This is a genomic window from Bradyrhizobium erythrophlei, assembly GCF_042430365.1.
GTDB classification, from domain to species: Bacteria; Pseudomonadota; Alphaproteobacteria; order Rhizobiales; family Xanthobacteraceae; genus Bradyrhizobium; species Bradyrhizobium erythrophlei.
In genome coordinates this window covers 1-26740 of record NZ_JBHMET010000033.1, presented here as the reverse complement: position 1 = coordinate 26740, position 26740 = coordinate 1, and the positions used below count along the sequence as shown (strand labels likewise).

The window sequence follows — 26740 nt, the reverse complement described above, 5'->3', positions numbered from 1 at the left end:
AAAAAATTGAATCAGCAAATTCTCGCTACGGCGAGAGGTTTTTCAGCAGACTGCTAGTCGGTGACAATGCCATTCGGCGATTGCGGTAATCGTTCTTGCTGCGTGACCGCGCTGACGTGGTCGGCCGGATTGCCCTTGAGCAGTTTTCTCATGCCGTCTCCGGATACGATCGTCGACGCCATCAGCATGCCGACAATCAGCCACAACATCATTCTGCTTTCGATGTCCCCGGCCGGGAGCCTGGCCGGACCGGAGGTGCTGTGCGACGGCAAAAGTCCGATCAGACGGATCGCTAGGATGCTGGCCTCGGACGGCGACCAGCGCTCGCTATCCGATTTCCAGATAGTGGATGCGAGACTGTTGATCGCCTGCTACTTTTGCAGATGCGCCAGGCGATCGGCCTCTTGCCACGGATCGACGTCCTGCCGTGCCAAGACCGACAAGACGCTGAGGGTCAATTCGTCGTCCTCGCAGAGCGAAGCGAACAGGAAGGCATCGTACTGAGACTCAAGATGAGAGACTTCGGTCATTTCACACCCCATCCCCGATGGCTCGGAAGACCGTAGGTCCGCGGCATAGCGCGCGTCGTGTTCGAAGCCATCCTCCTGCCGCGGATGACTATCTGGCAAGCGAGAAATATTGAGCGTTTCGGAGCCGCATCGTCTTCTGTGGTGGCGTCCGGCTCTCCCCGCTTGTCATCCGCCTTCGACCGGACTGGCGCGCTTTCCGCGGGCGCTTCGCGGCCTCCTGTCAGCCTTTGCTTTCGCTCGCGCGTTCGCGACGCGATGCATGATCTCAAGCGCAATGCCGAAGAGGTCGCGATCGCCGTCGAGCGGATAGGCGACGTACGCCGGCATCGAGAACTCGGGCGCGTTTCCGACCGGATGCAATTGCCTTGCCTCGAGATGCGGCCGCACGATCCGCTCGGGGAAGTAGCCGGAGCCGCCATTGGCCAGCACGTGTTGGAGTCCGAGCCAGCCGACATTCGCCGTCAGCGAGGGACCGCCGAAGTTCGGAAAGCAGGCATTGTGCCGGGCGTAGAACTCGGGGCCCCAGTCAACATAGACATAGCCGGGCTGCGGCTCGGGCTTGCTCCGTGCAGCCGTCGAGACCATGACGAGCCGTTCCTCGAACAATTGCTCTAGCTTCAGTCCGGGACGGCTTTGCGGCGTATACATCACCCCGATATCGATTCGTCCTTCGATGAGCCCTTGCATGAGTTCGGGTTCGAGCCCGCTCTCCGCTCGAACTGAAATCTCGGGCCTGGCTTCACGCATGAGCTGGAGCCACTCGAGCAAGAACTCTTCCCACAGCCCAATGCGGCCGCCGATCACCAGCGTGCCGCTGAAGCCCTCGGGAATTCCGATATCGTGACGTGCCTGCTCTATGGTTCGAACCAGCGTGGCCGCATGCCGCTGAAATTGCCGGCCAGCGGACGTCAGGGTCGTGCCGGCCTTGTTGCGGACGAAGAGCACGCAGCCGAGCTGATCTTCCAGCACATGAATGCGCGTGCTGACCGTGGACTGGCTGACGTGAAGCCGGTCGGCGGCGCTGATGAAGCTGCCACTCGATATCACCGTCAGGAAGGTTCGGGCCAATTCGGTGTCCATCGGAAAACCCCGTCCATCAAAAACGTCCCGGTCATATCTATCGCGTCGATATCAACCGGCGAAATTATTCGTTTGTCAAATTTGATCGCGGGCCTACGTTGATGTCAACGAACGTCTTCCGGTTTCCGAGCGGATTGAATCATTCCGCGGCAAGTGGAGGTGCAAGATGACATTCCTACTTCTCATGGCCTTGCTGGCTTACACCGCATTGATGGCGCCGCCGTCACTCCCTTGGATCGCCGGCGAGAAGCTCTCGGCGCTCCCGTTGCGCAGAGGTCGTCGGCGCGACATTCATCGGAATCGTTACGGCACGTAAGGCGGCTTGCCGGAGCAACAGGAGGATACGCGGCCGCTGCGACCGGAGCGTGCGTTGAGCGCGCCGCGCGAGGACGTGGCATTGGCCGATGACAAGGAGATATCACCATGTACCAAAGAATTCTCCTGGCCTATGACGGCTCACCCGATGGCCGCGAAGCTCTCACCCAGGCGAAGACCCTGGCGCTTACGTCGGCAGCGACGCTCCGTCTGCTCGCGGTCATCGACCCTTCGGAAAGCATGCTTGTCGTCGAGGGGATGTCGTTTGTTACGGACAATCAGCGGTTTGCAACGCAGGCGGTGCTTGAATCAGGCATGAGGCAGTTGCAGGGCCTTGGGTGCACGGTCAGCAACGATGTCAGGTACGGCAATCCTGCGGAGCAGATCGTCCTGTTTGCGAAAGAGATGAATGCGGACCTGATTGTCGTCGGTCATCGAGACCAGGGAACGCTTGCGCGCTGGCTGAATGGGTCGGTGGGAGATTCGATCTTGCATCATCCGCCCTGCAGCGTGCTCGTGGCCGTGAAGCCCGCACAAACGGCAATCAATGTTACCCCAATCCGGAAGACGCAGGCGCGGGGCGAAGGCTAGGCCGAATTCGACCATTGGCCGCGAATTGGGTCGAGTTCGTCAGCCTGTTATCGGGCGCGCGCTCGCGCGACCCGTTGGCTCGCAATGACGCGGTTTGGTGTTAGCGTTGCGCGCGATTTCCGATTTGCAACGATGAGTATGCAAGTGCTCGCGGTGTGAACCGACCCGAGCCTTGCATCTCCTTCCACTCTCCATCCTAGACAGAGGATTTTGCTGTCAGGGGCTGGACAGACGACCCAAATCACGTGAACCGGCCTGAGCCAACCGGCGTCCATGCACGGATCGCCTGTGGGGAGAACCGCAAGATGGCCAGACACGTCACCATTTTCTTCTATGGTCTCTTCATGGACCCCGCAGGCACGAGGCTTCCGGCCACACAACGCGAGAGTGGCCCGTGTCGATCGCTTTCGCCTGCAACTCGGCTAGCGTGCGACGTTGCTGCCGGACGAGGGAAGCCGGGTGCACCGCATCGTTATGACGATGTCTCACGAAGACCTGGATGCGCTCTATGCGGCAAGCAGCGTGGCAGCCTATCGGCCTGAACCTGTGCTGGCGCATTTGCAGGATGGATCGGTCGAACCCGCGCTGTGCTTCAATTTGTCGATGGCGCCGCCATCAACAGGGCGCAACCTCGATTACGCAACGCGCCTGCAACGGGTGGCCCGAAAATGGGGCTGCCGGAATCCTATGCGGCGGGCATCGTGGATGGCGACAACTGAGACATACGCCGGTCGGAGGGGCGTGGCCGGTCGAGGCTCACGGCCGCGACCGGCCAAGGCTCACTTCGTGGTGTAAGGGCTCATTTCGTCGTGTAGCCGCCGTTGACGAGGATGGTTTGTCCGGTCATCCACCAGCCGTCCGAGACCAACAGGCGAATCCAGGGCACGATGTCCTTGATGTCGGTGAGGCCGGTCTTGGAGAATTTCGACAGTGCCGCCGCCGACTTGTGATAGGCGACTGCATCCGTTCCTTCGGCCGGATAGAAGAACGGCGTGTCCATCGGGCCCGGGCCGATCGCGGTGACCGAGATGCCGCGCTCGCCGAGCTCCTTCGATGCGGCGCGGGTGAAATGCTCGACCGGGGCCTTGGTGCCGGCATAGGCCGCATAGAACGGCGTGAACGCGCCGAGCAGCGACGTGACCAGCGTGCAGATCTTGCCGTTGTCGTTGACGTGCCGGCCGGCCTCCTTGAGGAAGAAGAACGCCGCCTTGGCGTTGACCGCGCTCATCTCGTCATATTCGGCTTCCGAGATCTCGACCATCGGCTTCTTCAACACCTTGCCGACGGTGTTGATCGCGATATCGGGACGGCCGACTGCGGCAACCGCATCGGCAAACAGTTTCTCCATCGCGCCCGCGGTCGTCAGATTGGCCTGGAAGGCCACCGCCTTGGCGCCGGCGGCGGTCACTGCCGCGACAGTCGCCTCCGCGTCAGCCTTCGTTGCGGGACTGTTGTAGTGGATCGCAATCGCCTTCGCGCCTTGCGCGGCGAGATCGCGGGCGATCAAGCCGCCGAGGTTCTTGGCGCCGCCGGCGATGATGACGGTCTTCCCCTTGATGCTGTGATCGGTCATGGCCTTGGCTCCCTGTCGAGACGCGCAGCCGCGTCGCGCGGCCGCTTTCTGGGTGGGACGATATCGTCTAGGATTGAGCGATAATGATTCTCATTCTGACGTCACCTGTCAGAACCGGCGAACAATCGAGATCAACAATTGGATCGGATCGCCCTGTTCCGGATCTTTGCCCGGGTCGTCGAATGCGCGAGTTTTACGCGCGCGGCCGATACGCTCGAGCTGCCGCGCTCCTCGGTGTCGGCGGCCGTGCTGGAATTGGAGCAGCGCATCGGCGCGCGCCTGCTTCATCGCACCACGCGCAAGGTCGCGCCGACGCAGGATGGCGCGGCGTTTTACGAGCGCTGCCTGCGCCTCGTCGCCGACGTCGAGGAAGCCGAGAGTCTGTTTCGCCACGCCGCATCCGCGCCGTCGGGACGATTGAAGGTCGACGTCCCCGGCCGGATCGGACGATTGATCATCGCGCCGGCGCTGCCGGCGTTCCTCGATCGCTATCCGCAAATCGACATCGAGCTCGGCATCACCGATCGGGCGATCAACCTGATCGAGGACAGCACCGACTGCGTTGTGCGCGTCGGCGCGCTCGGCGATTCCGGGCTGATCGCGCGGCCGCTCGGCGATCTCACGCTGATCAATGTCGCGAGCCCCGCCTATCTCGAGCGCCACGGCCTGCCGCACACGCCTGATGACCTCGGCGCGCATTGGGCGGTCAACTACGCCTCGCCGTCGACCGGGCGTATCGCGGAATGGGAGTGGACCGAGGGCGGTGACGTGCGCGCGATCGCGATGCGCGGCCGCGTCACCGTCAACAGCGCGGAGGCCTATATCGCCTGCTGCCTCGCCGGCCTCGGGCTGATCCAGATTCCCGCCTACGACGTGAAACGGCATCTCGACGCCGGCGAGCTCGTCGAGGTCATGCCCACCTATCGCGCGGCGCCGATGCCGATGACCTTGCTCTATCCGCACCGCCAGCATCTGTCGCGCCGGTTGCAGGTGTTTGCGGATTGGCTGGCGGGGCTGTTGAGGCAGAACCTGCTGGCGGCGGGCTAGGGTGTGCACCGGTCCGATGGATTGAGCGATGTCTGCATGGCCCGGACATGCGAATATCTGGGGCTGGCGCTCCGAACGTCTGCCCTCATCGCGCCGGCCGTCCATTGTAGTAGTATGGCCCCGCGCAACCGCCCACGGCGCCGATATCGCAGACGCATGGGAGATATCGTCGACATCTCCAAACGTCGGAGGAATTCATGGCCATTCCGCTGAGGATCTACATCACGCCATTTGCCGAGAGGGGCGCCCGGGAGCCCGAGAAATGGAGTTGCGACACGGCCAAAAAGGCCCTGAATGTGGTCAATACGATCTGGTCAAAGGCCAAGATCTCGTTCGTGATCAATGATTGCCTGACCGACAAACCGCTCGATATGGCCAAAAGCGCGCGCAACAACGATCAGCGTCTGCTTGATGTCCTGAGCTCCCGGCACAATCCGGACAATGCGGTCCACATCTACCTCGTCAATTCGATCGAGAATCTTTCCGCGGGCGGAAGCTCATATCTCAATAGCGATCCCGAGCCGGCGAGCTTCGTCCAGTGGTACGGCGATGACTTCGCCAATGGACGGGCCTGGGCACATGAGCTTGGCCATCTGATGAGTCTGGATCATGTCGAGATCGACTACGCCGACGAGCGGCAGGCGGCGGCGCTACGCAACAACCTGATGACGAAAGGATTGAGCGTGGGCAGCGACTTGACCAGCAAGCAGATGGACGGCGCCAAGGGCTCAAAGCTGGTCAAGCGATTTGGCGGTTAGGCGGTTGCGGATTGGCCGATGTCATTGGGAGGATCGCCAGCGGTTGGCGGCTTCACGTCGGGAAAACATCTAGCCACCGAACTGGCGGCCTGCTGATGAGTTGATCGCACTACCCGCCCGGCCTTCGTGAAGGCACACGCGGACCCGATGGCGCATTTTGCTGCGGCAGACTTGAGCAGCCGGCAAAAGCTGATGGCCGCTCAACCTAGATCACGAAAACAAAAAGGTGCCGATGAGCAGACCCGCCGCAAACGCCCAGAGCCCCAAAGTACAGGCTGAGATAATGCGGACGAGGTTGCGCAGATCTACATCTTGCCAGGTCTCGTGGAAGCGATCCGTCAATTGCAGGCACCCCCTGCGGTGGCCTCCTTGGCATCGGCGACAATTTACGCCTCACTGGTGCCCAAAAGAAGGCAACGCACGATCACGCGGAATCACGCATTTGCACAAAATGTGGAACTCGCGGGCATTTATGTCGAAGTGTTTTCGATCGCCGTGCCTGCCTGTCGCGAGGCCGATCGAAAATACTGCGCACGAATGACGGCGCGTTGCTATTGACCGATCACCGATGCTGCGGGGCGTGGTGTCGTAATCGGGTCGGCATGCCGATGCACAAGTTTCCAGATGTCGTGCTCCAGGCGAAACACGCTGGTCACGCGCAGCGCCAGCGAGGCCGCTTCACTGCTGCCGCCGACCCTGGCGCGTCCGCGTTCGACTTCGACGACGCATGCAAGGCCGCTGGAGACATATGTCGCGACCAGTTCTACATCGGTGACCTCGCCATCACGGTAGTTTGAGGCCGCACCGATCAGTGTGTCCTCAACCTTCTTGCGCCCTTGTGCATAGGGCCCGAAGGGATTGCCCAAGGTAATGTCGTCCTCATCCGAAAAGAGCGCCTTTGCCGGGCCGGGATCGCCCCTGAATATCGCCGCCACCGCTGCATGACTTCGCTCGATGGCACGATCAAGACTGTCGGTTGCCATGTCACGTCTCCCGTGATTGGCCCTTCGCGTTGGCCCGTGGAGGGGCCCGCGGGCCGGGACGTTTGAGGTTCGACAGTGTAGCGCAGCTGGTGTCGGACCGGCAGAGGACAAAGTCATGTGATGCGGCGGCGGAGGGCGCCGCGCTGGCATTCCCGATATCGGGCGCGTATAACTCGGGGGCATTTGACGGAAGCTCGGATATTCATGTTCGCAGGTAAAGGCGGTCTCGCAATCGTGCTGGCGCTGCTCTGTCTCGGAGGGCGAGTGGCCTGTGCCCAATCGGCTCCGGTGCGGTATTGGACCCCAGGCTCCCTGTTCGGCTTCGGTGCCAGTCTGGCCGACGGCCAGAAAGCCGACACCTACGGCGACTTTCCAAGCTTCGACGCCAGCGGCGGCTCTTACTATCAGCGGAACAATCTTCCGAACGGCTGGTTCGTCGGCAACCAACGCAGCAGTTTCGGCTTGGGCGGCTTCAACCAGGCTGGCGCGTTCGGCTCGCTTTATTCCGAAGGCGTGCAACTCGGCTACAATTTCAAGGGCGCCGGCGGATCGCCGGTGACGTTCTTCGCCGGGTTCGACTCGCTGAAGTACAATCCGCCCGGCATCGGCGGCCCGATTGCGCCTTTCAGCACCAACACCGGCACAATGCCCGGCTATGGCTACGCGGCGCATGCCGGTGTCACGATCCAGCCGACGTCGAACCTCAGCCTGTCCTTCGGGGCGAGTTTCGTGCAGCAGCAGCCGGAGCGGATCGACAGCGACATCAATTCGCCCTTGCTGCCCGGTCAATCTCCGATCTTCGTCGGCGGCCGCCGCTAGCGGATTACATTGCGTCATGGCCGGGCTTGACCCGGCCATCCACGTCTTTGTTGCGACCGGTGATGGAAGACGTGGATGCCCGGGACAGGCCCGGGCATGACGAACTGCGGTGTTGATGCTCAATCGCATTGCAACGGCCACAGCAAAAACTCCATCCGACGTCGACATCACTCCTTGAATTCGCAGCCGAGCCGCTTCAACGCCTCGTCGACCCAGCGGCGGTCGCTGGTGCCGGCACGGATTTGCTGGATAGATTTTTCCTCGGTCGCCTTCTTGGCCTCGGTCAGCTTGCAGATCGCGGCGACGTCGTCATAGGGCACGCACAGCACGCCGTCGCCGTCGGCAACGATGAGGTCGCCCGGCTCCACGATCATGCCGTCGACGGAAACGGCGCAATTGATCTCGCCCGGACCATCCTTGTAGGGGCCGCGATGCGCGACGCCGGCGGCAAACACCGGGAACGAACCCGCGCGGATCGCGCCGGCGTCGCGGATCGCGCCGTCGATCACGAAGCCCGCGACGCAGTTCTTTTCGGCGAGCGTCGACATGATCTCGCCGATGATGGCATTGACCAGCACGCCACCGGCATCGACCACGATGACATCTCCCGGCTCTGCCAGGTCGATCGCCTTGTGAACCATCAGATTGTCGCCGGGCCGCGTCTTGACCGTGAGCGCCGGGCCGCCGAGCCAGCCACCCGCATGCATCGGACGGAGCCGGTTGGTGCCCGAGATCCTCGACATCACGTCGCTGACATTGGCGACGGGCAGGTGGCGGAAGCGCGCGACCAGCTCGGGCGACACCTTTCGTTTCCTTTTGTGAATTGCAAATCCTATGGCCATTCGTTGTCTCCGGCTTCTGGTTGTGCTGTCGATCGGAAGTGGTCGTCGCCCGTCGGTCTCCATTACACCTTGCTTCCGCGGCGTCATCAACGCCCTCGAGCCGGACGCCTGACCGAAAAAGCCATCAACAGAGTCGGGACAAATGTCTCCACTCGTCATGCCCGGCCTCGTGCCGGGCATCCACGTCTTTCAGTGCCTCTTGCAACAAAGACGTGGATGGCCGGGCCAAGCCCGGCCATGACGAAATGTGGGACGTATGTCGCGCTGAGGCTGGCTGAGTGCCGCGCTACTTTCGTCGACAGTAGTCTCCCGGAATGCAGTTTGGCGCCGGTCTTGCATACTCATCGCAAAGTGGCTGGGGCCCTGATTCGTCGCATGCTCGCCTGCCCGTCATGGGGCGCGGGCGAACGGTGATGCCTGCGCCCGCGGCCGGATCGAGGATCTTCGGAGACGACAAGATGCACGCCATCACGCGTGCGGCATTGCTGCTTGGCCTGACGTTGTCAGCCTCGCCGATCGAGGCGCGCGACGACGGGCGCTACGCAAATTCGCCGCTGAAACCCTGGTTCGAAAGCTTGCACAGCGCGTTCGGACAATGCTGCTCGGATGCCGACGGCTACGTCATTGCCGACGCGGATTGGGAAAGCGACCACGGACATTATCGCGTCTTCATCGACAGCGAATGGGTTGTGGTGCCCGACGGTGCCGTGATCACCGAGCCGAACAAGATCGGGCGGACCATGGTGTGGAAGCACTATGTCGACGGCCACCCGCGCGTCCGCTGCTTCATGCCGGGCAGCATGACCTGACGTTCTAGGCGCCGTCGGCTGGATAGAAAGTGGCTTCCTCGACCACCGGCGGACGCCGCTCGCCGGCGAGCTTGGCGCGGTTGCGGGCGGAGAACATCGGTCCGCGCGCCAGTAGGTTCGGTGCAAACTGGCCGAAGCCGAGCGGCGCGGGCATGTCGTCGTAGACCGCCTCCATGCCGCCGCGCATGAAATACGCCTCGTGCCAGAAGCCGGTCCCGCCGGAGGATCGCAAAAACGCCTGCCACCAGTCGCGATGCGGTGCGGAGCGGGCCCATGATTCCAGCGCGTCGAAGTCGCGCCAGTATTGCCGCATGCCGACATGCACCGGAAACAGCGACATGATGAAGTTCTCGTGGAGCAACAGCCCGTCCGGCTTCGCATCGACCGACCCCTTGATCTGAGGCCCGAGCCCGATCAGCGTCTTGAGGCCGGTCCAGGCGTTGACGCGCATCCCGAGGTAGATCACGACCATGTCCGGAAAGGCCGAGAGATCGACGGTCTGTCGTTCGACTTTGCTCATATTGGTCCCCCTTCATCGGACTGACGCCGTGACGCGAACGTCAGGCGTTCGGCGACGTCATCGATCCTAGCCCAGTCCGCTGGCCAATTGAATTCATTGCGCGGTCCCTGGCGCGGCTCTGCTCGCCGCAGGCTTGCGCGCTTCGGGCGGATCGAAACGACGCCTCTCGCCGAGGAAACGGCGCGCGAGCTTGATGAAGTTATGCACCACCATCGACGTCTCGTCCTTGCGGAAGACCAGGAACACGTCCGCCGACGGCGGCGACGGTCGGATCGGGCGGAAGGCGATGGCGTCGGTCGTGAAACGGGCGATCGACGCCGGCACCAGCGCCACGCCGAAGCCCGCCGCGATCAGGCTCGGCACCGATTGCGCATCGAGGATCTGCTGGGAGACGCGCGGCAGGAAGCCCGCGTCGACACAGCATTGCTGGATGTTGCGGGCGAACGGCGAACTGTCGGGATGCAGCGCAATGTGATCCTCGTCGGCGAGGTCGGCGAGCGCGACGTGCCGCCGCCGCGCCAGGCGATGGGTTTGCGGCATCGCCACCACCACCTCTTCGGACCAGGCAAGCTCGCTCGCAAGGCCGTGCTCGATCGGTGTGCTGCGGTTGAGGCTGACATCGGTGGTGCGATCGAGCACCGAGGCGATCTGCAGTGCCGGCGCCTGCTCGTGCAGCGTCATCTTGACCTGCGGCGCCTCGCGTCGATAGGCCGCGAGAAGATCGGCCAGGCGCCCGCGCAGGATCGAGCCGGTCGCGCCGACGTCGAGCGTCCCGATCAGGCCCGCACCGATCGACTTCACCTCCTCCTCCGTCAACCGGACCTGCTGCTGGATCGCGCGCGCCCGCGCCAGGAGCGCTTCGCCCGCCGGCGTCAGCTCGACCCTGCGGCTGGTGCGGAACAATAGCGGCGTGCCGAGCGCGGCCTCGAGCGACTGGATGTGCTGGCTGAGCGGCGGCTGCGACAGGTTCAGCCGGCGCGCCGCGGCGGTGAAGCTGCGCGCCTCGGCCACCGCGACGAAGTAGCGGAGCTGGCGGAGATCCATAGGGAAATCCTCTTGATCATGTCGTTCTATATATTGGACAGCCGAAAGGGTCTGGTCAACGAATGGTTGCCGGACCGTTCCGCGCGGATTCGACCGGGTGCGCCCGCCGCCGGAGCGGCGAGGGCCCGCGGGAACGGGTTCATCCGAAGCGACCTCGATGTCGCCATCAAGAACAGTGGCCGGGCCGGTTGCCGACAAGGCCACGCCGATGTGGGAACGCCAACCAAGCGAGGACACCGTGCCAAAACTGTTCAAATCGCTGTTCTTCCAGGTCCTGATCGCGCTCGCGCTGGGGATTGCGCTCGGCGTGATGGACCCCGCGCTCGCGCTGCAGACCAAGGCGCTGGGCGACGGCTTCATCAAGCTGATCAAGATGCTGGTCCCGGTGATCGTGTTCTGCGTCGTCGTGCACGGCATCGCCGCCGCCGGCGACCTGTCCAAGGTCGGCCGCGTCGGAGTGCGCGCGATCATCTATTTCGAGGTCGTCACGACGATCGCGCTGGTGCTCGGCATCGTGCTCGCCTTCTACTTCCAGCCCGGCGTCGGAATGAACATCGACCCGAAGTCGCTGGATGCGAAGGCGCTCTCGAGCTTCAGCCAGACCGCGGCGCAGGTCGCCGGCGGCGGCGTCTCGGAATTCATCCTGAAGCTGATCCCCACCACACTGGTCGGCGCCTTCACGACGGGCGACATCCTGCAGGTCTTGATCGTCTCCATCATGTTCGGCTGCGCGGTCGCGCTGTGCGGCAAGCGCGCCGCGCCGGTGGTCGAGCTGATCGAGCGCGTCAGCGAGATCGTGTTCAAGATGATGAATTTCGTGGTCCGCCTGGCGCCGCTCGGCGTGTTCGGCGCCATCGCCTTCACTGTCGGCAAATACGGCGTCGGCTCGCTGAAGCAACTCGGCGGCCTGGTTGCACTGTTCTACGTGGCGGTCGCGGTGTTCGTTGTGGTGGTGCTCGGCGGCATCATGCGGCTGTCCGGCTTCAGCCTGTTCAAGCTGCTGCGCTACCTCCGCGAAGAGCTGACGATCGTGCTCGGCACCGCCGCCGGCGACAGCGTGCTGCCGCAGACCATGCGCAAGCTCGAGCAGCTCGGCATCAAGCAGTCGACGGTCGGACTGGTGATCCCGACCGGATACTCGTTCAATCTCGACGCCTTCTCGATCTATCTCACGCTGGCCGCGGTGTTCATCGCCCAGGCCACCAACACGCCGCTCGCGCTCGGCGATCTCTTGGCGATCCTCGGCGTCGCGCTTTTGACCTCCAAGGGCGCGCATGGCGTCCCCGGCTCGGCCATCGTCGTGCTCGCGGCCACGCTGTCGGCGATCCCCGCGATTCCTGCGATCGGGCTGGTGCTGATCCTCTCGGTCGACTGGTTCATCGGGATTGCGCGCGCGCTCGGCAACTATGTCGGCAATTGCGTCGCGACGGTTGCGGTTGCGTCATGGGAGGGTGATATCGACCGGGCGAGGGCGCAGCGCGTGCTGAACGGCGAGCTCGATCCGGCAGGCTCCGTTGCGCAAGCCGAGGTGGTTGATCTTGACGGCGCCGCCGCGCAACCCCAGACCTTGTGAGAGCGCGGCGCCGATCCGCCGCCGTTCGTCAGATGATCGCCGGCGGCCTCCGCGCCGGCTGGAGCTTACGCCATGCTGATGCTTCCGATTGTTCCGCTGACCAAGGCCGGCTTCGCGCCGTTCGGCGAGGTGGTCGAGACGGCGGATGTCAGGCCGCGACTGATCAATGAGGGCTTTGCGAACCGCTTCAACGATCTCGCTGATATCGACGTCGCGGCCGATGGCGGCGAGGTCAATATCAGCCTGTTCGTCGGATCGGTGCGGCCGAGCCCGATTGCGATCAAGATGATGGAACGGCATCCGCTCGGCAGCCAGTTGTTCATGCCGTTGCACGATGCGCCGTGGCTGGTGGTGGTTTGCACGGATCCCGCGGTTGCGTCGAGCTATCGCGCCTTTGCCGCGGCCTGCTGGCAGGGCGTCAACTACGCGCGAAACTGCTGGCATCACCCGCTGCTCGTCACCGCGGAAGCCAGTCCGTTCTTCGTGGTCGACAGGAAGGGGCCGGGCGATAATCTCGAGGAAGTCTGGCTCGGCGAGGATCGCTGGATGTCGCTTGAGCCGGAACGCGCGCAAGGTGAGGCGCGATAAGAGTGCGCGACGACGCTGTGATGATTGCGCAGCCGCCGCCCGCAGGACCAATCCATGAGAGGCCCAAGCCAATGCGAACCCGAACCTATCACGTGCCGCCCGGTGGCCATCCCGCCCAAACCGAACTCTTGAGCGACCGCGCGGTGTTCACCGAGGCCTATGCGGTGATCCCGAAGGGCGTGGTCCGCGACATCGTCACCAGCTACCTTCCGCATTGGGACAAGACGCGGGTCTGGGTGCTGGCCAGGCCACTGTCCGGTTTTGCGGAAACCTTCTCGCATTACCTCATGGAGGTGGCGCCGGGTGGCGGCAGCAAGGCGCCGGAGCCCGATCCGGAGGCGCAAGGCGCGCTGTTCGTGGTTGGCGGCGAACTGACGCTCGTGATTGCCGGCGCAGAACACGTGCTTCGTCCCGGCGGGTTCGCCTATCTTCCGCCGGGTTGTTCGTGGGGCGTGCGCAACGCGGGCGCGAGCCCCGCGCATTTTCACTGGATCCGCAAGCTCTACCAGCGCGTGGCGGGACTTGCGGTGCCCGAAGCCTTCGTGACCAACGAGAACGATATCGCGCCGATCCCGATGCCGGATACGGATGGGCGCTGGGCGACGACGCGCTTCGTCGATCCGACGGATCTGCGGCATGACATGCACGTCACAATCGTCACCTTCGAGCCGGGCGCGTCGATCCCATTCGCCGAGACGCATGTGATGGAACACGGCCTCTATGTGCTTGAGGGCAAGGCGGTGTACCGGCTGAACCAGGATTGGGTCGAGGTGGAGGCCGGCGACTATATGTGGCTGCGCGCATTCTGCCCGCAGGCCTGCTACGCTGGCGGTCCCGGCCGCTTCCGCTATTTGCTCTACAAGGACGTCAACCGGCACATGGATTTGCGCGCCTTGCGGCCCGCGACCTGACGGTTTCACTCCGCCGCTCGTTTCGTCAGGAACCGCGTGATCGCGCTGCCCAGCCTCGCATGTTCCAGCGGCTCGGCAAGCGATGCGCGGGCCGTCGCGATCACGGCTTCGGGCGCATGGTCCTGGTGCAGGTCGCAGAGGGCCAAGGCGTAGCCGAGCTCGAATTCCGGATGCGGCTGCACCGACAGCGTCGTGCCGTTGGCGTAGAGCAGCCCGGCATGCGGCGTGAACGCTGATGACATGAAGGTGCGCGCCGACGCCGGCGGCGTGATCACCTGGTCCTGGTGCGAGCAGGCGATCGCAATCGCCTCGCCGTCGATCAGTCTGTTGTCCGGCGCCAGCCGGTAGACATGCCGGCCGATGCCCCAGCCCTTCTCCGATTTGCGCACGGTGCCGCCGAGCGCCTGTGCGATCAGCTGATGGCCAAAGCAGACGCCGACCATCGGCACGCGCCGGTCATAGGCCGCGCGCACGAAGGCCTCGAGCGGCGCGATCCAGTCGATCTCGTTATAAACACCGGCCGGTGAGCCGGTGATGAGGATCGCGTCGAGGCTTGCGGGATCGGGCAGCTTCTCGCCGGTGACGATGCTGACGACCTCGCACGCGGCCGACGGGTCGGCGGTGCCGATCATCCGCGTGAACATCTGCGGATAGGTTCCGAAGCGCGCGCGGCGTTCCGGGCTGACGAGGCCGGTTTCGACGATGGTGACGCGGGGCATGCGATGCATTGATGGCAGGTGAGACTGGGCGAGCTTTACCCTGAAATGGCGATCCGCCACAAGCCGTGCAACCGGAAAGAGAATGCGGCGCGCCGGTCGCGCGGTCGCGTCGTTCCGGGAGCCGCGATTGCGGTCCCGGGAACCGCGATCGCGGCTCGCGGCATGCTGCGATTGTTTGCCGCGGCGGTATGCGCGATTGCGCGCCGTGCATCGTCGGTCGCGACGCCACGCGCAGCGCTTACCGCGAATGCGGATGAGCCGTCGGAATGATTCTGGTTATGCGTTTCAGCGGGTGAATAGCCAAAGTGCCGCAGGATTCCGGCGTGATGCGGTGACGCGCAAGGCGCCCGCGTAGGCCATCGATAAAACACTGCGCGATAGCAGCATTCGTGACGTGCACAAACTGGAATATCTCCAATTCTCCGGACAGAAAAATCGGCGTCGTCTCCGGCACGGCGCGTTAGATGCGTTCTAGTGGCGGCATCGTTGCGGGTTGCCTAATCCCCGTCTGCGACATCGGTCTTGCGCGTCTCGCGCCGGGACGATGTCGCCAACACCTGTTGCGCTGGGGGAGTCCATCTTGAACGATCTGAATACGCCGCGCGTTGCGGCGACCTTGTCCATTGCCTGTGTCTCCATGGTGCTGATGGCGGCCCCGTCGGTTGCGCAGCAGGCCACGGCATCGCCTTCAGCTGCGCCGGGCGCGGGGCAGGCGCTGCCGCCGGTCGTGGTGTCGCCGGCGCAGCGTCGCAACGCGACGGCGGCCGACCGGCGCAAGCCGCAATCGGCATCGCGCGCCGCCGCGGCGCGGCGCATGGCCAATCGCGACGCTGCCGCGCCTGCCGCCGTGCCTTCGGCGGGCGCGCAACAGGCGGCGCTGCCGCCGAGCTTCGCCGGCGGCCAGGTCGCACGCGGCGCGCAGCTCGGCTTGCTAGGCAATCGCGATTACATGGCGACCCCGTTCAGTCTGACGAGCTACACCGAGCAGACCATCCGCGACCAGCAGGCGACCAGCGTCGCCGAGGTCCTCACCAACAGCGATCCGTCGGTCCGCGCCGCGATCGGCAGCAGCAACCGCTACGACGCGCTGACCATTCGCGGCTTCCGCGTCGAGAACAGCGAGATCGCGCTGAACGGGCTCTATGGCCTGGTGCCGCACTACCGGATCAATCCGGCGCCGATCGAGCGGATCGAGCTCCTGAAGGGGCCGGCCGCATTCCTCAACGGCATGGCGCCCGAAGGTTCGATCGGCGGCAGCGTCAATGTGGTGACAAAACGCGCCGGCGACGATCCGCTGACGCGTTGGACGGCAGGCTACATGTCCAATTCGCGCTTCGGCACCGAGATCGACGGGGCGCGCCGCTATGGCGAGCAGAAGGAGTGGGGCGTCCGCTTCAATGGCGGGATCGACGGCGGCAACACGACGATCGATCGGCAGTCGGTGCGCGACGGCGTCGGCTCGCTCGGCGTCGATTATCGCGGCGACCGCTTCCGCTGGTCGGCCGACCTGATCTACCAGAACGACTGGATGAAGGCGGCGGCGCGCGGCTACACGCCGCTCCCAGGCATCGCCGTACCGGTCGCGCCCGATCCGAGGATCAATCTCGCGCAACCGTTCGACTATGCCAGCGCGCGCAGCGTCACCGGGCTGACCCGCGCCGAATATGACCTGTCGTCCAACGTCACGCTGTTCGGCGCGATCGGCGGCAATCATTTCGGCTTCGACAAGCAGGAGGCGCCGGGCGCGACCATCCTCGACACCGCGGGCAACGCGCAGTCGACCTCGCGCTATCAGATCGGCAAGTCGGATACCGCCTCAGGCGAAGCCGGTATCCGCTCGCGCTTCGACACCGGCCCGATCGGCCATGAGGTCGTGGTCAGCGGCAGCGCGCTGCAACGGACCGACTGGCTCGGGCAGACCAATTACGGAACCTACCTGACCAACATCTACACGCCGACGCTGCTGGCGTCACCCGGGGCGCCCGTGTCGTCGTTCCCTGAAGGCAAGTCGGGCGCGCTCGAGCTCAGGAGCGTCGGCGTCGCCGACACCGTCACGATGATGGGCGGTCTCATGCAGCTGATCGTCGGCGCGCGACAGCAGCAGGTGGTGTCGACGAGCTTTGATTCCGTCAGCGGCCTTGCGACCACGCATTACGACCAGAGCGCGACCTCGCCGTCGGTCGCGCTGGTCGTGCGGCCGATCCGCGAGCTCTCGCTCTATGCCAACTATATCGAAGGCCTCACGCCCGGCCCGACGCCGCCGTCAGGCGCCGCCAACACCACCGCGGTGTTCGCGCCGTTCAAGACAAGGCAATATGAAGTCGGCACCAAGCTCGATCTCGGCCGGTTCGGCGCCAGCCTTGCCGCGTTCCAGATCAGCATGCCGAGCGGCCTGATCGATCCCGTGACAAAGATCTTCAGCCTCGACGGCGAGCAGCGGCACCGCGGTATCGAGCTGAACACGTTCGGCGAGGTCGCGCCCGGCCTGCGCGTGCTCGGCGGCGTGACGTTCCTCGATGCCCGGCTCACCAAGACGGAAGGCCACATCAATGACGGCCATCATGCCGTCGGTGCGCCCGACCTTCAGGGCAATCTCGGCGTCGAATGGGACACGCCGTTCCTGCCCGGGCTGACCGCGACCGCACGCGCCATCTACACCAGCAGCGCTTATGTCCGCGGCGACAACGTCCAGAGCGTTCCGAGCTGGACCACCTTCGATATCGGCGCGCGCTATGCGACCAGGCTCGCCGGACGGCCGACTACGTTCCGCGCCAGCCTCACCAACATCGCCGACAAGCGCTACTGGATCGCCAACCCGACCGGCTACCTGATCAGCGGCATGCCGCGGACATTGTGGCTCTCGATGACGGTCGACTTCTGACCGTCAGCCGTGCCGGGGACCGCCGCTTCCGTCGACCGGATCGCGGCGGCCTCGGTGCGGTAGCGCGGCAATTGATCCTCGAGCGAATAGCAGACGCAGAGCGCGAGGCTCGACCACACTGCCATGCTGAAATAGAGCGACATCCAGGCGATCTCTTCTCGCCACTCGGCGAGATCATGCGTCACGATCCAGCGCGTCGAGACGTCGCGCAGACCCTCGAGCGGATGCAGCAGCTTGCCGCCGGCGGCAAGCTCGGCGCGCCAGCGGTTCAGATACATCGGGACGTCGACCGTCATCAGGAAGGCCAGGTAGGCTGTGATTCCGACGATCGCGATGACGATGGCCCAGCGCACCGGGCCGTGGAACTCGGGCAGCAGCCGGCACAGCGCCACGCCGACCAGGAAGAAGACGACAGCCCAGATCGAGTTCTCGATCGCGTTGCCGAGATAGTGTGTGGTCAACACCGCATACCAGGAGAAGCATTCCGCGATCAGGATCAGCGGCACGATCACCCAGGCGATGTTCACGACGGTCTCGGCGCCGGTCATGGTGCCGAGCTGATGCAGGATGATCGCCCATTGCGCGGCAAAGCACATCTCGGCGACGGTTGCGACGGAGCGGCCGACCACGACGCTCGACAGCCAGGTGTCGAACAGGCAGATGCGCTGGACGTCGGCGCGCGGCAGGAACGAGCGGAATGCGCAGCCGAACACATAACCCGCACAGAGCAGGAGCATCAGCCCGATGCCCGAGGCGCTGCCGAGACTGCCGACCGGCTGATCGGAGAGCTGGCGATAGAGCGCGAACCAGACCGCGATGTTGATGCTGCTCACCAGCGTCAACAGACCCCACCACCAGGCCACCGGATTCGACCAGGCCAGGGAAACCGGCCGCGCCCGCCATTCCAAGCTCATCAACCGCTCCGCGTGTAACCGAATTGACATGACTATGTAGCAATTCTGTCACAAACGGGCGCGGGTCTCGACTAAAAAATGCGTGTTGCTGGGAGGGGCAGGCGCAAATTCATCCCCGTCATTGCGAGCGAAGCGAAGCAATCCATAGCGCGGCAAAACGGAAAGATGGATTGCTTCGCTTCGCTCGCAATGACGGAGCTGCGTTGATCACATCTTCAACGCGACCGAGGCGCTGCAAGAACCGTCACCCGCGCAGCGCGGTTTCCGGAATAGTGCGGCGGACGACCTCGCGCATCGCGAAGCTCGAATGGATGCGGGCGACGCCCGGCATTCGCGACAGATGCTGCTTGTGGATGCGCTCGAAGTCGGCGATGTCGCGGGCGATGACCTGCAAATGATAATCGTCGCTGCCCGACATCAGGTGACAGGACACGACATCGGGACAGCGTGCGATCGCGGCCTCGAATGCCGCCAGATAGTCCTCGCTCTGCTTTTCCAGCGTGATGGTGACGACGACAGTCGTGACCAGGCCGAGCGCCTGCGGTTCGAGGTCGACCCTGTAGCCGCGGATGACGCCGGTGTCCTCGAGATGGCGGATGCGCCGCGCGCAGGCGGTCGGCGACAGCCCGACCTTCTCCGCAAGTTCGATCTGGCTGGCGCGGGCGTCGGAGACCAGCTCGGCCAGGATTCGCAAATCGATACGATCGAGATCGTCCACGCAGTTTTCCTTCAAACATTCGTTCTATCGCGAAGAATATGAGCGTATGCGCGTGTGGACAAGCCGGATTTCGCTGAGAAACGCCGCGCGGCCGGATTTAGCCTTTAGGTTGCGGCGGCAGAGGAATTCCAGGGAGCGGACCATGCGCATCGGCGTGCCAAAGGAGATCAAGGTCGAGGAATATCGGGTCGGGCTGACGCCTGCTTCGGTGCGGGAATATGTGGCGCACGGGCATGAGGTCGTGGTGCAGCGCGGTGCCGGCGAGGGCATCGGCGCGCATGATGACGTCTACACCAAGGCCGGCGCCCGGATCGCCGATACGGCCGAGGAGGTGTTTTCGGTCGCCGACATGATCGTGAAGGTGAAGGAGCCGCAGCCGTCGGAATGGACCCGGCTGCGTGAGGGCCAGATTCTCTTCACCTATCTGCATCTCGCGCCCGACGTCGCGCAGACCAAGGGGCTGCTCGCCTCCGGGTGCACCGCGGTCGCCTATGAGACCGTGACCGACGCACATGGCGGCTTGCCGCTGCTCGCGCCGATGAGCGAGGTCGCCGGACGCCTTTCGATCGAAGCCGCGGGCGCGGCACTGCGCAAATCCGCCGACGGCATGGGCAAACTGATCGGCGGCGTGCCCGGCGTGCCGCCGGCGCGGATCGCGATCATCGGCGGCGGTGTGGTCGGTACGCACGCGGCGCGCATGGCGGCCGGCCTCGGCGGCGACATCACCATCCTCGACCGCTCGGTGCCGCGGCTGCGCGCGCTCGACGATATCTTCCTCGGGCGCGTCCGCACCCGCTATGCCACGCTGGAGGCGATCGAGCAGGAAATCTTCGCCGCCGACGTCGTGATCGGCGCGGTGCTGGTCCCCGGCGCGAGCGCGCCCAAGCTGGTGTCGCGCGCGCAGCTGTCAGGCATGAAGCGCCGCGCGGTGCTGGTCGATGTCGCGATCGACCAGGGCGGCTGCTTCGAGACCTCGAAGCCGACCACGCATCAGGCGCCGACCTATCTCGTCGACGAGATCGTGCATTACTGCGTCGCCAACATGCCGGGCGCGGTGCCCGTCACCTCGAGCCATGCGCTGAACCATGCGACCCTGCCGTTCGGCCTGGCGCTGGCGGCGAAGGGCCTGCGCGCGCTGGTCGAGGACCCGCATCTGCGCGCCGGCCTCAACATCCATCGCGGCCGCATCACCAACCGCGCCGTCGCCGAGAGCCAGAACCTTGCAGTCGTGATGCCGGAGGAAGCGCTGGCGTCGTGAGAGAGTTTGGATCGAAGTAGTTCGGTCAAAGATTCAGTAGCCCGGATGAAGCGCAGCGAAATCCGGGGCAGGTCTCTCCGCGGAGGAACTGACCCCGGATTTCGCTGCGCTCCATCCGGGCTACGGCCTTTGTCAAGCTGCACACGCGCAGCCCTCCCACCATGCCGCGTGCGCCACTCCGCTCTGGCGGGGTGCGCGGCCACATGATTTGATGGCCCAATCAAAGCCGCGCCAAAGCGGCGATCGGCGGCGCTGGCCGCTGGCCTCAAGAAGCAAAGGGAGGACTGTCTTGGAAAAGACCGGTCGTACGATGCTGGCCAAGATCTGGGACCAGCATGTCATTGCACGCTTGAGCGAGGACACCGACCTCCTTCATATCGACCGTCATCTGCTGCACGATCTCGGCGGCTCGCGCGGCCTGCTCGACCTCAAGAGCAAGGGGCTCAAGGTCCACAATCCCGAACTGACCTTTGCGACCCCGGACCATGCGATCTCGACCGCTCATGGTCGCGCCGGGACCAGCAAGATCGGGCAGGAGCTGTTGACGTCGCTGCGGGCCGAGACGGCGGCGAGCGGCATCACCATGTTCGACGTCGATCAGCCCGGCCAGGGAATCGTCCATGTCATCGGGCCCGAGCTCGGCCTGAGCCTGCCTGGCTGCACCATCGTCTGCGGCGACAGCCACACCTGCACGCATGGTGGCCTCGGCGCGCTTGCCTTCGGCATCGGCTCGAGCGAGCTCACCCATGTGCTGGCGACGCAGGCGCTGGTCCAGCGCCGGCCCAAAACCCTGCGCGCGAAGTTCGAAGGCAAGCTGCCCCTCGGCGTCACCGCCAAGGACATCATCCTGGCGCTGATCGGGCATATCGGCGCCGCCGGCGGCACCGGCTATGCGGTCGAATTTGCCGGCAGCGCAATCCGTGACCTCTCGATCGAGGGCCGGCTCACGATCTGCAACCTCTCGATCGAGCTCGGCGCCAAGATGGGCATGGTCGCGCCCGACGAAAAGACCTTCGAATTCCTGCGCGGCCGTCCCTACGCGCCGCAGGGCGCGCTATGGGACCAGGCAGTCGCCGCATGGCGCGAATTGCCGAGCGATCCCGACGCGGTGTTCGACCGCGAGGTCGTGATCGATGTCGACAAGATCATTCCGCAGGTGACGTGGGGGATCAGCCCCGAACATGTCATCGGCGTCGATGGCCGGATCCCCGATCCGAAGACGGTCGATGATCCGGCGCGGCGCGCAGCGATCGAGACCGCGCTGGAATATATGGGGCTGCAAGGCGGCGCGCCGATCGCGGGCACGCCGGTCGATTGGGTGTTCATCGGCTCCTGCACCAACAGCCGCTTGAGCGATCTGCGCGCGGCGGCCGAGATCGCGCGCGGCCGCAAGGTCGCGCCCGGCGTCCGCGCCTGGGTGGTGCCGGGATCTGAGAACGTCAAGCGCGAGGCGGTGGCCGAAGGGCTCGACAAGATCTTCACCGACGCCGGCTTCGAGTGGCGCGAGCCGGGCTGCTCGATGTGCCTTGCCGCGAACGGCGAGGTGGTGGCGCCGGGACAGCGCTCGGTCTCGACCTCGAACCGCAATTTTGTCGGCCGGCAGGGGCCGCGGGCGCGCACGCATCTGGCGAGCCCGGCAAGCGCAGCGGCATCGGCGATTGCCGGCGCGATCACCGACGTCAGGACGATGGGGCGCTAGCGATGCCGAAACCGTTCAACAAGCTCACCGCGACCGCAGCTCCAATCATGCGCAGCAACATCGATACCGACGTGATCATTCGCATCGAGCGGCTGGTCGGCAACTCCGTGCGCGGCTCGCTCGGCAAATGGGCATTCGGCTCGCTGCGCTATTTGCCCGACGGCTCGGAGAATCCGGATTTCATCCTCAACCGCGAGCCGTACCGACAGGCGGAGATCCTGGTGACGGGGCCGAATTTCGGCTGCGGCTCCTCGCGCGAGGGCGCGGTGTGGTCGCTGCAGGAGATGGGTATTCGCGCCGTGATCGGCTCCAGTTTCGGCGACATCTTCTTCGCCAACTGCTTCCAGAACGGAATCCTGCCCGTCGTCGTCGACAAGGCGGTGGTCGATTCGCTTGCGGCCGATATCGAGGCGACGCAGGGCGCCGGCAAGGTCGCAATCGATCTGGAGGCGCAGACCATCGTCTCGCCTTCCGGCCGCCAGCACCGCTTCGAGATCGACCCGCGGCGGCGCGAGGGGCTGTTGCAGGGGCTCGACGAGGTCGAGCTGACACTAAAGCGCGACGACGAGATCCGCGCGTTCCAGGCCTCCGATCGCGCGGCGCGCCCCTGGATCCATTTTGCAAGGACACCGGCATGAGCACACAATCCAACATGATCAAGGTCGCCGTGGTCGGCGGCGAGGGCATCGGCCCGGAGGTGACGGCGCAGTCGCGCCGTGTGCTCGACTGGTTCGCGGCGAAGCGCGGCGTGCCGATGACGCTGCGCGAGGCGCAATATGGGCTCATTCCGTATCTTGCGAGCGGCAAGGTGCTGCCGGAGGACACGGCCGAGGCAATGGACGAGGCCGATGCGATCCTGTGGGGCGCGACCGGCGGACCGGAGACCAAGGAAGTGCCGCCGGCGACGCGCAAGGCCGGCAGCCTGCTCGGCTTGCGCAGGAAATACGATCTTTACGCCAACCTAAGGCCGATCGTGGCGAGCCCGGCGCTTTCGGCGTCAGCACCGCTGAAGCCCGAGGTGCTCGCCGGCGTCGACTTCGTCATCATCCGCGAGCTCACCAGCGGCATCTATTTCGGCGAGCCGCGCGGTATCGAAACGCTGCCCGACGGCCAGCGCCGCGGCTTCAACACCGAGCAATACACCACCAACCAGATCCGTCGTGTGGCGCGCTCCGCGTTCGAGCTGGCGCGGACGCGGCGCAACAAGGTCTGCTCGGTCGACAAGGAGAATGTGCTGGAGACCAGCGTGCTGTGGCGCGAGGAGGTGATCAAGCTCCACAAGGAGGAATTCTCCGACGTCGAGCTCACGCATCTCTATGTCGACAACGCCGCGATGCAGATCGTGCGCGAGCCGCGGCAGTTCGACGTGATGGTGACGGGCAATATCTTCGGCGACATCCTGTCCGACTGCGCGGCGATGGCCTCGGGCTCGCTCGGCATGCTGCCGTCGGCCTCGCTCGGGCCGGTCGACCGCTTTGGCCGGCGTAAGGCGCTCTATGAGCCGGTGCATGGCAGCGCGCCCGATATCGCAGACCGAGGCATCGCCAATCCGCTCGGCTCGATCCTGAGTGTCGCCATGATGCTGCGGCTGACGCTCAACCGGCCCGAGGATGCCGACCTCTTGGAAAAGGCGGTGCAGACCGCGCTCGCCTCCGGCGCGCGGACGGCCGATATCGCCGAGGCCGGCGCAAAGCGGCTTTCGACCGTCGAGATGGGCGATGCGGTGCTGCGCGCGCTCGACAAGGTCTCGATCCGGGAGCATGCGTGATGGCCCATGTGTCCAGACGTTCGGCGCTTACGATTATCGCGGCCGGCGGCGCCGCGGCCTTTTCCCGCCGGGCCCGCGCGGCCGATAGCGCGGGTCGCGCGATCTATCCGGTCGCCGTCCCGCTCTATCAAACGCACTTCGTCGCCGACCGCATCGGCTTCTTCAAGGAGGCCGGGCTCGACTGCAAGCTGATCCAGGGCGGCAGCGGCGTGAAGACCCGCGAGATCATCGCCTCGTCGCAGGGCGACATCGGGATCGGCGACATCACCCATCCAATGCAGCTTGCCAATCGCGGTCGCGGCGGACGCGTGCTGATGCCGGTCGACACGCGGTCGGGCGCCGTGATGTTCATCATCCGCAAGGATCTCAAAGACCAGGGCATCAACACGCTGGAGGCCTTCACCCAGTGGAAGCGGCCGGACGGCCGCAAGCCGATCGTCTCGGTGTCGTCGCTCGGCGGCACCAACCATGTCTGGGCGTCCTACTACATGGAAACCATGGGCCTCGACGACAAGGTGACCTGGATCGGCACCGGCAATGTCGACACCATGCTGGGATCGTTGAAGTCGAAACAGGTCGACATCCTCGTCAGCGGTTTGTCGCTGCTGAAAGAGTCGCAGGAGCAGGGCTGGGGCGAGCTGCTGTTCGACGGCACTGACCAGGCGATCTGGAACAAGCATATCGGCGGCAAGGTCCCGGTGACATCGCATTTCACCCTGCAATCGACCATCGACGAGGACCCGGCCAAGATGCAGGCCTTCGTCACCGCGCTGTGGCGGGCGACGCAGTGGATCAAGGCGCATACGCCGGAGCAGATCTACGATGCCATCGAACCCTATGTCGGCAGCACGTCGCGCAGCGCCAATCTGCTCGAGATCACTGCGCTGCAGAAGGTCGCCGACTATGACGCCACGATCGACGCCGCGAGCTTTGCGCGCGGCGAAAAGGTCTGGTTCCGTGAGATGACCGGCATCAAGCCCTTGACGATCGCAGACGTGGTCAGCCCGGGCTTCGTCGAGGCCGCCCGCAAGGCCTATCCGGGTTGAGCGCGCTCGCGACGAGCGCGGCGGCCGTGTCCCGATCGCCTGATGTCCGGCGGGTCGAGGTCAAGGGCTTGAGCAAGTCGTTCCAGCTCGCCAACACCGCGATCGAGGCGGTGCGCGACGTGTCGTTCGATGTCCGTCGCGGCGAGTTCGTCGCGCTGCTCGGGCCGTCGGGCTCCGGCAAGAGCACGGTGCTCAACATGATCGCGTCGCTGATCCGGCCGAGCAGCGGCGAGATCCTGATCGACGGCAAGCGGGTGGTGGCCGGCAAGGCGACATCAGAGGTCGGCTACGTGTTCCAGCGCGACACGCTGTTTCCCTGGCGAACCGTTGCCGACAATATCGGTTACGGGCTCGAGCTTGCCGGCGTGCCGATGACGGAGCGGAAAGCGCGGATCGCCGAATGCGTCGCGCAGGCGGGCCTCAAAGGGTTCGAGAATGCATATGCGTCGGCGCTGTCCGGCGGCATGCGACAGCGCGCGGCGCTGATGCGCACCCTGATCGTCGAGCCGCAGATCCTGTTGATGGACGAGCCGTTCGGCGCGCTCGACACCCACACCAAGATTGACATGCATGAGGTGCTTTTGCGGATCTGGGAGCGCGAGCAGCAGACCGTGCTGTTCGTCACCCACGATCTCGGCGAGGCGCTGACGCTCGCCGACCGCATCATCCTGTTCTCGGCGCGGCCGGGCCGGATCAAGGATATGTTCGAGGTCGACTTCGCGCGTCCGCGCGATGCGGTGAAGGTGCGCGAGACGCCACGCTATGCCGAGCTGTTCCAGCACATCTGGCACTCGCTCGGCGAGGAGTTCGTCAAGGGGCGCGGCACATGAAGCTGTCCAGCCGGCTCAACACGGTCGCGTGGCAGGCGCTGATCTGCATCGTCGTGCTGTCGATCTGGCAGTGGGGCTACGACCTGCATGCGAAGGTGCCGTGGCTGGTGCCTGACCTGCTCGATCCCTATTTCATCTCGAAGCCGTCGATGATCTTCGAGAACTTCCTGATCCAGAGCTGCCTCACCTCGAAGCTCGGCGCCTGGAACGGCTGGCTGAACGGCGACTTCGCAAAGTGCCTGGCGCGCAACCAGAACAATCTCTGGGCCGCGACCGGCGTGACCTTGCAGAACACCTTCTTCGGTTTCGTCACCGGCGTGATCTCTGGCTTCGTCGTCGGCTTGATCCTGGGACGGTCGGACCGTTTGAGCGCGATCTTTCAGCCGTTCATCACGGCGGTGAACTCGATCCCGCGGATTGCGCTCGCGCCGATCATCGTGCTGGCATTCGGGATCGGCGACATGTCGAAGATCGTGACGTCCTGGATCGTCGTCGTGTTCCTGGTGTTCTTCAACACCTTCGAGGGCGCGCGGTCGATCGACGAGGGCTTTACCAACGCTGCGCGGCTGCTCGGCGCCAGCGAATGGCAGATCACCCGCACGGTCGTCATCCCATCGACCATGGCCTGGGTGTTCGCCTCGCTGACGCCGGCGATCTCGTTCGCCCTGATCGGCGTGATCGTCGGCGAGTTCATCGGCGCCGAGCGCGGCATCGGCCGGCTGATCATCGAATCCGAGGCGCGCGGCGAGGCCTCGGGCATGATGGTCGCCGTCGTCGTGCTGATGCTGGTGGGCGTCGTGCTGTCGGCGATGATCTGGCGGCTGCAAGCCTATCTGCTGCGCTGGCAGCGGCAGCGGAACGCGGACTAGAGCATTTTCCGACCTGGTGGAATCGGAAGGGATTCCCTTTCGGGGCAAATCGTGA

The 26740-nt window shown here is 64.7% G+C and carries 27 protein-coding genes; 16 read left to right on the top strand and 11 right to left on the bottom strand.

From position 1 onward, the window contains the following. Nucleotides 1-53 precede the first annotated feature (53 nt). The 3 genes from ACFFWD_RS04830 to ACFFWD_RS04820 form a co-directional block, all read right to left on the bottom strand. Nucleotides 54-212: a hypothetical protein gene (locus ACFFWD_RS04830; protein WP_376961995.1), complete on the bottom strand. Its 159-nt coding sequence runs from the start codon at nt 210-212 to the stop codon at nt 54-56. 159 nt (nt 213-371) lie between these two features. After that, nucleotides 372-530, bottom strand: a complete 159-nt coding sequence (locus tag ACFFWD_RS04825) for a hypothetical protein (RefSeq protein WP_376961993.1) — start codon at nt 528-530, stop codon at nt 372-374. A gap of 165 nt (nt 531-695) precedes the next feature. Beyond that, nucleotides 696-1610: a LysR family transcriptional regulator gene (locus tag ACFFWD_RS04820; protein WP_376961991.1), complete on the bottom strand. Its 915-nt coding sequence runs from the start codon at nt 1608-1610 to the stop codon at nt 696-698. Between the two features lie 423 nt (nt 1611-2033). Between ACFFWD_RS04820 and ACFFWD_RS04815 the strand changes: the two genes are divergently transcribed. Beyond that, nucleotides 2034-2516, top strand: coding sequence for a universal stress protein (locus tag ACFFWD_RS04815; RefSeq protein ID WP_376961989.1), 483 nt, complete (start codon nt 2034-2036; stop codon nt 2514-2516). A 799-nt stretch (nt 2517-3315) separates the two neighbouring features. Here ACFFWD_RS04815 and ACFFWD_RS04810 read toward each other — a convergent pair. After that, on the bottom strand, nt 3316-4089 hold the full coding sequence (locus tag ACFFWD_RS04810) for an SDR family oxidoreductase (protein WP_376961987.1): 774 nt from the start codon (nt 4087-4089) through the stop codon (nt 3316-3318). Between the two features lie 138 nt (nt 4090-4227). Here ACFFWD_RS04810 and ACFFWD_RS04805 point away from each other — a divergent pair, with 138 nt between their 5' ends. Next, nucleotides 4228-5136 (top strand): LysR family transcriptional regulator, encoded by a 909-nt coding sequence (locus ACFFWD_RS04805; RefSeq protein WP_376961985.1) that lies wholly within the window; start codon nt 4228-4230, stop codon nt 5134-5136. A gap of 197 nt (nt 5137-5333) precedes the next feature. After that, nucleotides 5334-5894, top strand: a complete 561-nt coding sequence (locus ACFFWD_RS04800; RefSeq protein ID WP_376961983.1) for a zinc metalloprotease — start codon at nt 5334-5336, stop codon at nt 5892-5894. Between the two features lie 551 nt (nt 5895-6445). Here the strand turns inward: ACFFWD_RS04800 and ACFFWD_RS04795 are convergent. Continuing rightward, nucleotides 6446-6877: a YybH family protein gene (locus tag ACFFWD_RS04795; RefSeq protein ID WP_376961981.1), complete on the bottom strand. Its 432-nt coding sequence runs from the start codon at nt 6875-6877 to the stop codon at nt 6446-6448. A gap of 204 nt (nt 6878-7081) precedes the next feature. Between ACFFWD_RS04795 and ACFFWD_RS04790 the strand changes: the two genes are divergently transcribed. Further along, complete coding sequence (locus ACFFWD_RS04790; protein ID WP_376961979.1) at nt 7082-7696, top strand: hypothetical protein; 615 nt, start codon at nt 7082-7084, stop codon at nt 7694-7696. 167 nt (nt 7697-7863) lie between these two features. Here ACFFWD_RS04790 and ACFFWD_RS04785 read toward each other — a convergent pair whose 3' ends face one another. After that, nucleotides 7864-8538 (bottom strand): RraA family protein, encoded by a 675-nt coding sequence (locus ACFFWD_RS04785; protein WP_376961977.1) that lies wholly within the window; start codon nt 8536-8538, stop codon nt 7864-7866. 458 nt (nt 8539-8996) lie between these two features. Between ACFFWD_RS04785 and ACFFWD_RS04780 the strand changes: the two genes are divergently transcribed. Continuing rightward, nucleotides 8997-9347 (top strand): hypothetical protein, encoded by a 351-nt coding sequence (locus ACFFWD_RS04780; protein ID WP_376961975.1) that lies wholly within the window; start codon nt 8997-8999, stop codon nt 9345-9347. A gap of 4 nt (nt 9348-9351) precedes the next feature. On the opposite strand, the gene ACFFWD_RS04775 is transcribed toward ACFFWD_RS04780, so the two are convergent. Together ACFFWD_RS04775 and ACFFWD_RS04770 are read right to left on the bottom strand one after the other, a co-directional pair. Continuing rightward, nucleotides 9352-9867: a monooxygenase family protein gene (locus ACFFWD_RS04775; RefSeq protein WP_376961973.1), complete on the bottom strand. Its 516-nt coding sequence runs from the start codon at nt 9865-9867 to the stop codon at nt 9352-9354. Nucleotides 9868-9960: 93 nt separating this feature from the next. Continuing rightward, the gene (locus ACFFWD_RS04770; protein ID WP_376961971.1) at nt 9961-10911 is read right to left on the bottom strand and encodes a LysR substrate-binding domain-containing protein; all 951 of its coding nucleotides are present in this window, start codon (nt 10909-10911) and stop codon (nt 9961-9963) included. A 238-nt stretch (nt 10912-11149) separates the two neighbouring features. Between ACFFWD_RS04770 and dctA the strand changes: the two genes are divergently transcribed. The 3 genes from dctA (at nt 11150) to ACFFWD_RS04755 (ending at nt 13983) form a co-directional block, all read left to right on the top strand. Beyond that, the gene (gene dctA / locus ACFFWD_RS04765) at nt 11150-12484 is read left to right on the top strand and encodes a C4-dicarboxylate transporter DctA (protein ID WP_376961999.1); all 1335 of its coding nucleotides are present in this window, start codon (nt 11150-11152) and stop codon (nt 12482-12484) included. A 72-nt stretch (nt 12485-12556) separates the two neighbouring features. Beyond that, complete coding sequence (locus ACFFWD_RS04760; protein WP_376961969.1) at nt 12557-13072, top strand: ureidoglycolate lyase; 516 nt, start codon at nt 12557-12559, stop codon at nt 13070-13072. A gap of 71 nt (nt 13073-13143) precedes the next feature. Beyond that, nucleotides 13144-13983: a bifunctional allantoicase/(S)-ureidoglycine aminohydrolase gene (locus ACFFWD_RS04755; RefSeq protein WP_376961967.1), complete on the top strand. Its 840-nt coding sequence runs from the start codon at nt 13144-13146 to the stop codon at nt 13981-13983. Between the two features lie 5 nt (nt 13984-13988). On the opposite strand, the gene ACFFWD_RS04750 is transcribed toward ACFFWD_RS04755, so the two are convergent. Then, nucleotides 13989-14702 (bottom strand): glutamine amidotransferase-related protein, encoded by a 714-nt coding sequence (locus ACFFWD_RS04750; protein WP_376961965.1) that lies wholly within the window; start codon nt 14700-14702, stop codon nt 13989-13991. 580 nt (nt 14703-15282) lie between these two features. Here ACFFWD_RS04750 and ACFFWD_RS04745 point away from each other — a divergent pair. After that, nucleotides 15283-17583, top strand: coding sequence for a TonB-dependent receptor (locus ACFFWD_RS04745; protein ID WP_376961963.1), 2301 nt, complete (start codon nt 15283-15285; stop codon nt 17581-17583). Here the strand turns inward: ACFFWD_RS04745 and ACFFWD_RS04740 are convergent. Together ACFFWD_RS04740 and ACFFWD_RS04735 are read right to left on the bottom strand one after the other, a co-directional pair. Then, nucleotides 17526-18497 (bottom strand): hypothetical protein, encoded by a 972-nt coding sequence (locus ACFFWD_RS04740; protein ID WP_376961961.1) that lies wholly within the window; start codon nt 18495-18497, stop codon nt 17526-17528. The two genes, ACFFWD_RS04745 and ACFFWD_RS04740, sit on opposite strands and share 58 nt — an antisense overlap. A gap of 244 nt (nt 18498-18741) precedes the next feature. Further along, entirely contained in the window at nt 18742-19230 is a 489-nt protein-coding gene (locus ACFFWD_RS04735; protein ID WP_376961959.1) for an Lrp/AsnC family transcriptional regulator, read from the bottom strand. A gap of 127 nt (nt 19231-19357) precedes the next feature. Here ACFFWD_RS04735 and ald point away from each other — a divergent pair, with 127 nt between their 5' ends. The 7 genes from ald (at nt 19358) to ACFFWD_RS04700 (ending at nt 26685) form a co-directional block, all read left to right on the top strand. Beyond that, complete coding sequence (gene ald / locus ACFFWD_RS04730; RefSeq protein WP_376961957.1) at nt 19358-20473, top strand: alanine dehydrogenase; 1116 nt, start codon at nt 19358-19360, stop codon at nt 20471-20473. Between the two features lie 310 nt (nt 20474-20783). Beyond that, on the top strand, nt 20784-22172 hold the full coding sequence (gene leuC, locus ACFFWD_RS04725) for a 3-isopropylmalate dehydratase large subunit (RefSeq protein ID WP_376961997.1): 1389 nt from the start codon (nt 20784-20786) through the stop codon (nt 22170-22172). 2 nt (nt 22173-22174) lie between these two features. Beyond that, nucleotides 22175-22810 carry a 3-isopropylmalate dehydratase small subunit gene (leuD, locus tag ACFFWD_RS04720; RefSeq protein WP_376961955.1) on the top strand — a complete coding sequence of 212 codons (636 nt, stop codon included), beginning with the start codon at nt 22175-22177 and terminating at the stop codon, nt 22808-22810. Next, on the top strand, nt 22807-23940 hold the full coding sequence (gene leuB / locus ACFFWD_RS04715; RefSeq protein ID WP_376961953.1) for a 3-isopropylmalate dehydrogenase: 1134 nt from the start codon (nt 22807-22809) through the stop codon (nt 23938-23940). The genes leuD and leuB overlap by 4 nt, the downstream gene beginning before the upstream one ends. Then, nucleotides 23940-24986 carry an ABC transporter substrate-binding protein gene (locus tag ACFFWD_RS04710; RefSeq protein ID WP_376961951.1) on the top strand — a complete coding sequence of 349 codons (1047 nt, stop codon included), beginning with the start codon at nt 23940-23942 and terminating at the stop codon, nt 24984-24986. The genes leuB and ACFFWD_RS04710 overlap by 1 nt, the downstream gene beginning before the upstream one ends. Continuing rightward, a complete protein-coding gene (locus ACFFWD_RS04705; RefSeq protein WP_376961949.1) occupies nt 24983-25816 on the top strand; it encodes an ABC transporter ATP-binding protein in 834 nt (277 codons plus the stop codon). The genes ACFFWD_RS04710 and ACFFWD_RS04705 overlap by 4 nt, the downstream gene beginning before the upstream one ends. Continuing rightward, entirely contained in the window at nt 25813-26685 is an 873-nt protein-coding gene (locus ACFFWD_RS04700; protein ID WP_376961947.1) for an ABC transporter permease, read from the top strand. The genes ACFFWD_RS04705 and ACFFWD_RS04700 overlap by 4 nt, the downstream gene beginning before the upstream one ends. Nucleotides 26686-26740 lie beyond the last annotated feature (55 nt).

Coding starts and splice junctions, on each gene's coding strand:
- ACFFWD_RS04830 (WP_376961995.1), bottom strand. CDS start 212: ATGATGTTGTGGCTGATTGTCGGCATGCTGATGGCGTCGACGATCGTA.
- ACFFWD_RS04825 (WP_376961993.1), bottom strand. CDS start 530: ATGACCGAAGTCTCTCATCTTGAGTCTCAGTACGATGCCTTCCTGTTC.
- ACFFWD_RS04820 (WP_376961991.1), bottom strand. CDS start 1,610: ATGGACACCGAATTGGCCCGAACCTTCCTGACGGTGATATCGAGTGGC.
- ACFFWD_RS04815 (WP_376961989.1), top strand. CDS start 2,034: ATGTACCAAAGAATTCTCCTGGCCTATGACGGCTCACCCGATGGCCGC.
- ACFFWD_RS04810 (WP_376961987.1), bottom strand. CDS start 4,089: ATGACCGATCACAGCATCAAGGGGAAGACCGTCATCATCGCCGGCGGC.
- ACFFWD_RS04800 (WP_376961983.1), top strand. CDS start 5,334: ATGGCCATTCCGCTGAGGATCTACATCACGCCATTTGCCGAGAGGGGC.
- ACFFWD_RS04795 (WP_376961981.1), bottom strand. CDS start 6,877: ATGGCAACCGACAGTCTTGATCGTGCCATCGAGCGAAGTCATGCAGCG.
- ACFFWD_RS04790 (WP_376961979.1), top strand. CDS start 7,082: ATGTTCGCAGGTAAAGGCGGTCTCGCAATCGTGCTGGCGCTGCTCTGT.
- ACFFWD_RS04785 (WP_376961977.1), bottom strand. CDS start 8,538: ATGGCCATAGGATTTGCAATTCACAAAAGGAAACGAAAGGTGTCGCCC.
- ACFFWD_RS04780 (WP_376961975.1), top strand. CDS start 8,997: ATGCACGCCATCACGCGTGCGGCATTGCTGCTTGGCCTGACGTTGTCA.
- ACFFWD_RS04775 (WP_376961973.1), bottom strand. CDS start 9,867: ATGAGCAAAGTCGAACGACAGACCGTCGATCTCTCGGCCTTTCCGGAC.
- ACFFWD_RS04770 (WP_376961971.1), bottom strand. CDS start 10,911: ATGGATCTCCGCCAGCTCCGCTACTTCGTCGCGGTGGCCGAGGCGCGC.
- ACFFWD_RS04760 (WP_376961969.1), top strand. CDS start 12,557: ATGCTGATGCTTCCGATTGTTCCGCTGACCAAGGCCGGCTTCGCGCCG.
- ACFFWD_RS04755 (WP_376961967.1), top strand. CDS start 13,144: ATGCGAACCCGAACCTATCACGTGCCGCCCGGTGGCCATCCCGCCCAA.
- ACFFWD_RS04750 (WP_376961965.1), bottom strand. CDS start 14,702: ATGCCCCGCGTCACCATCGTCGAAACCGGCCTCGTCAGCCCGGAACGC.
- ACFFWD_RS04740 (WP_376961961.1), bottom strand. CDS start 18,497: ATGAGCTTGGAATGGCGGGCGCGGCCGGTTTCCCTGGCCTGGTCGAAT.
- ald (WP_376961957.1), top strand. CDS start 19,358: ATGCGCATCGGCGTGCCAAAGGAGATCAAGGTCGAGGAATATCGGGTC.
- leuC (WP_376961997.1), top strand. CDS start 20,784: ATGCTGGCCAAGATCTGGGACCAGCATGTCATTGCACGCTTGAGCGAG.
- leuD (WP_376961955.1), top strand. CDS start 22,175: ATGCCGAAACCGTTCAACAAGCTCACCGCGACCGCAGCTCCAATCATG.
- leuB (WP_376961953.1), top strand. CDS start 22,807: ATGAGCACACAATCCAACATGATCAAGGTCGCCGTGGTCGGCGGCGAG.
- ACFFWD_RS04710 (WP_376961951.1), top strand. CDS start 23,940: ATGGCCCATGTGTCCAGACGTTCGGCGCTTACGATTATCGCGGCCGGC.
- ACFFWD_RS04700 (WP_376961947.1), top strand. CDS start 25,813: ATGAAGCTGTCCAGCCGGCTCAACACGGTCGCGTGGCAGGCGCTGATC.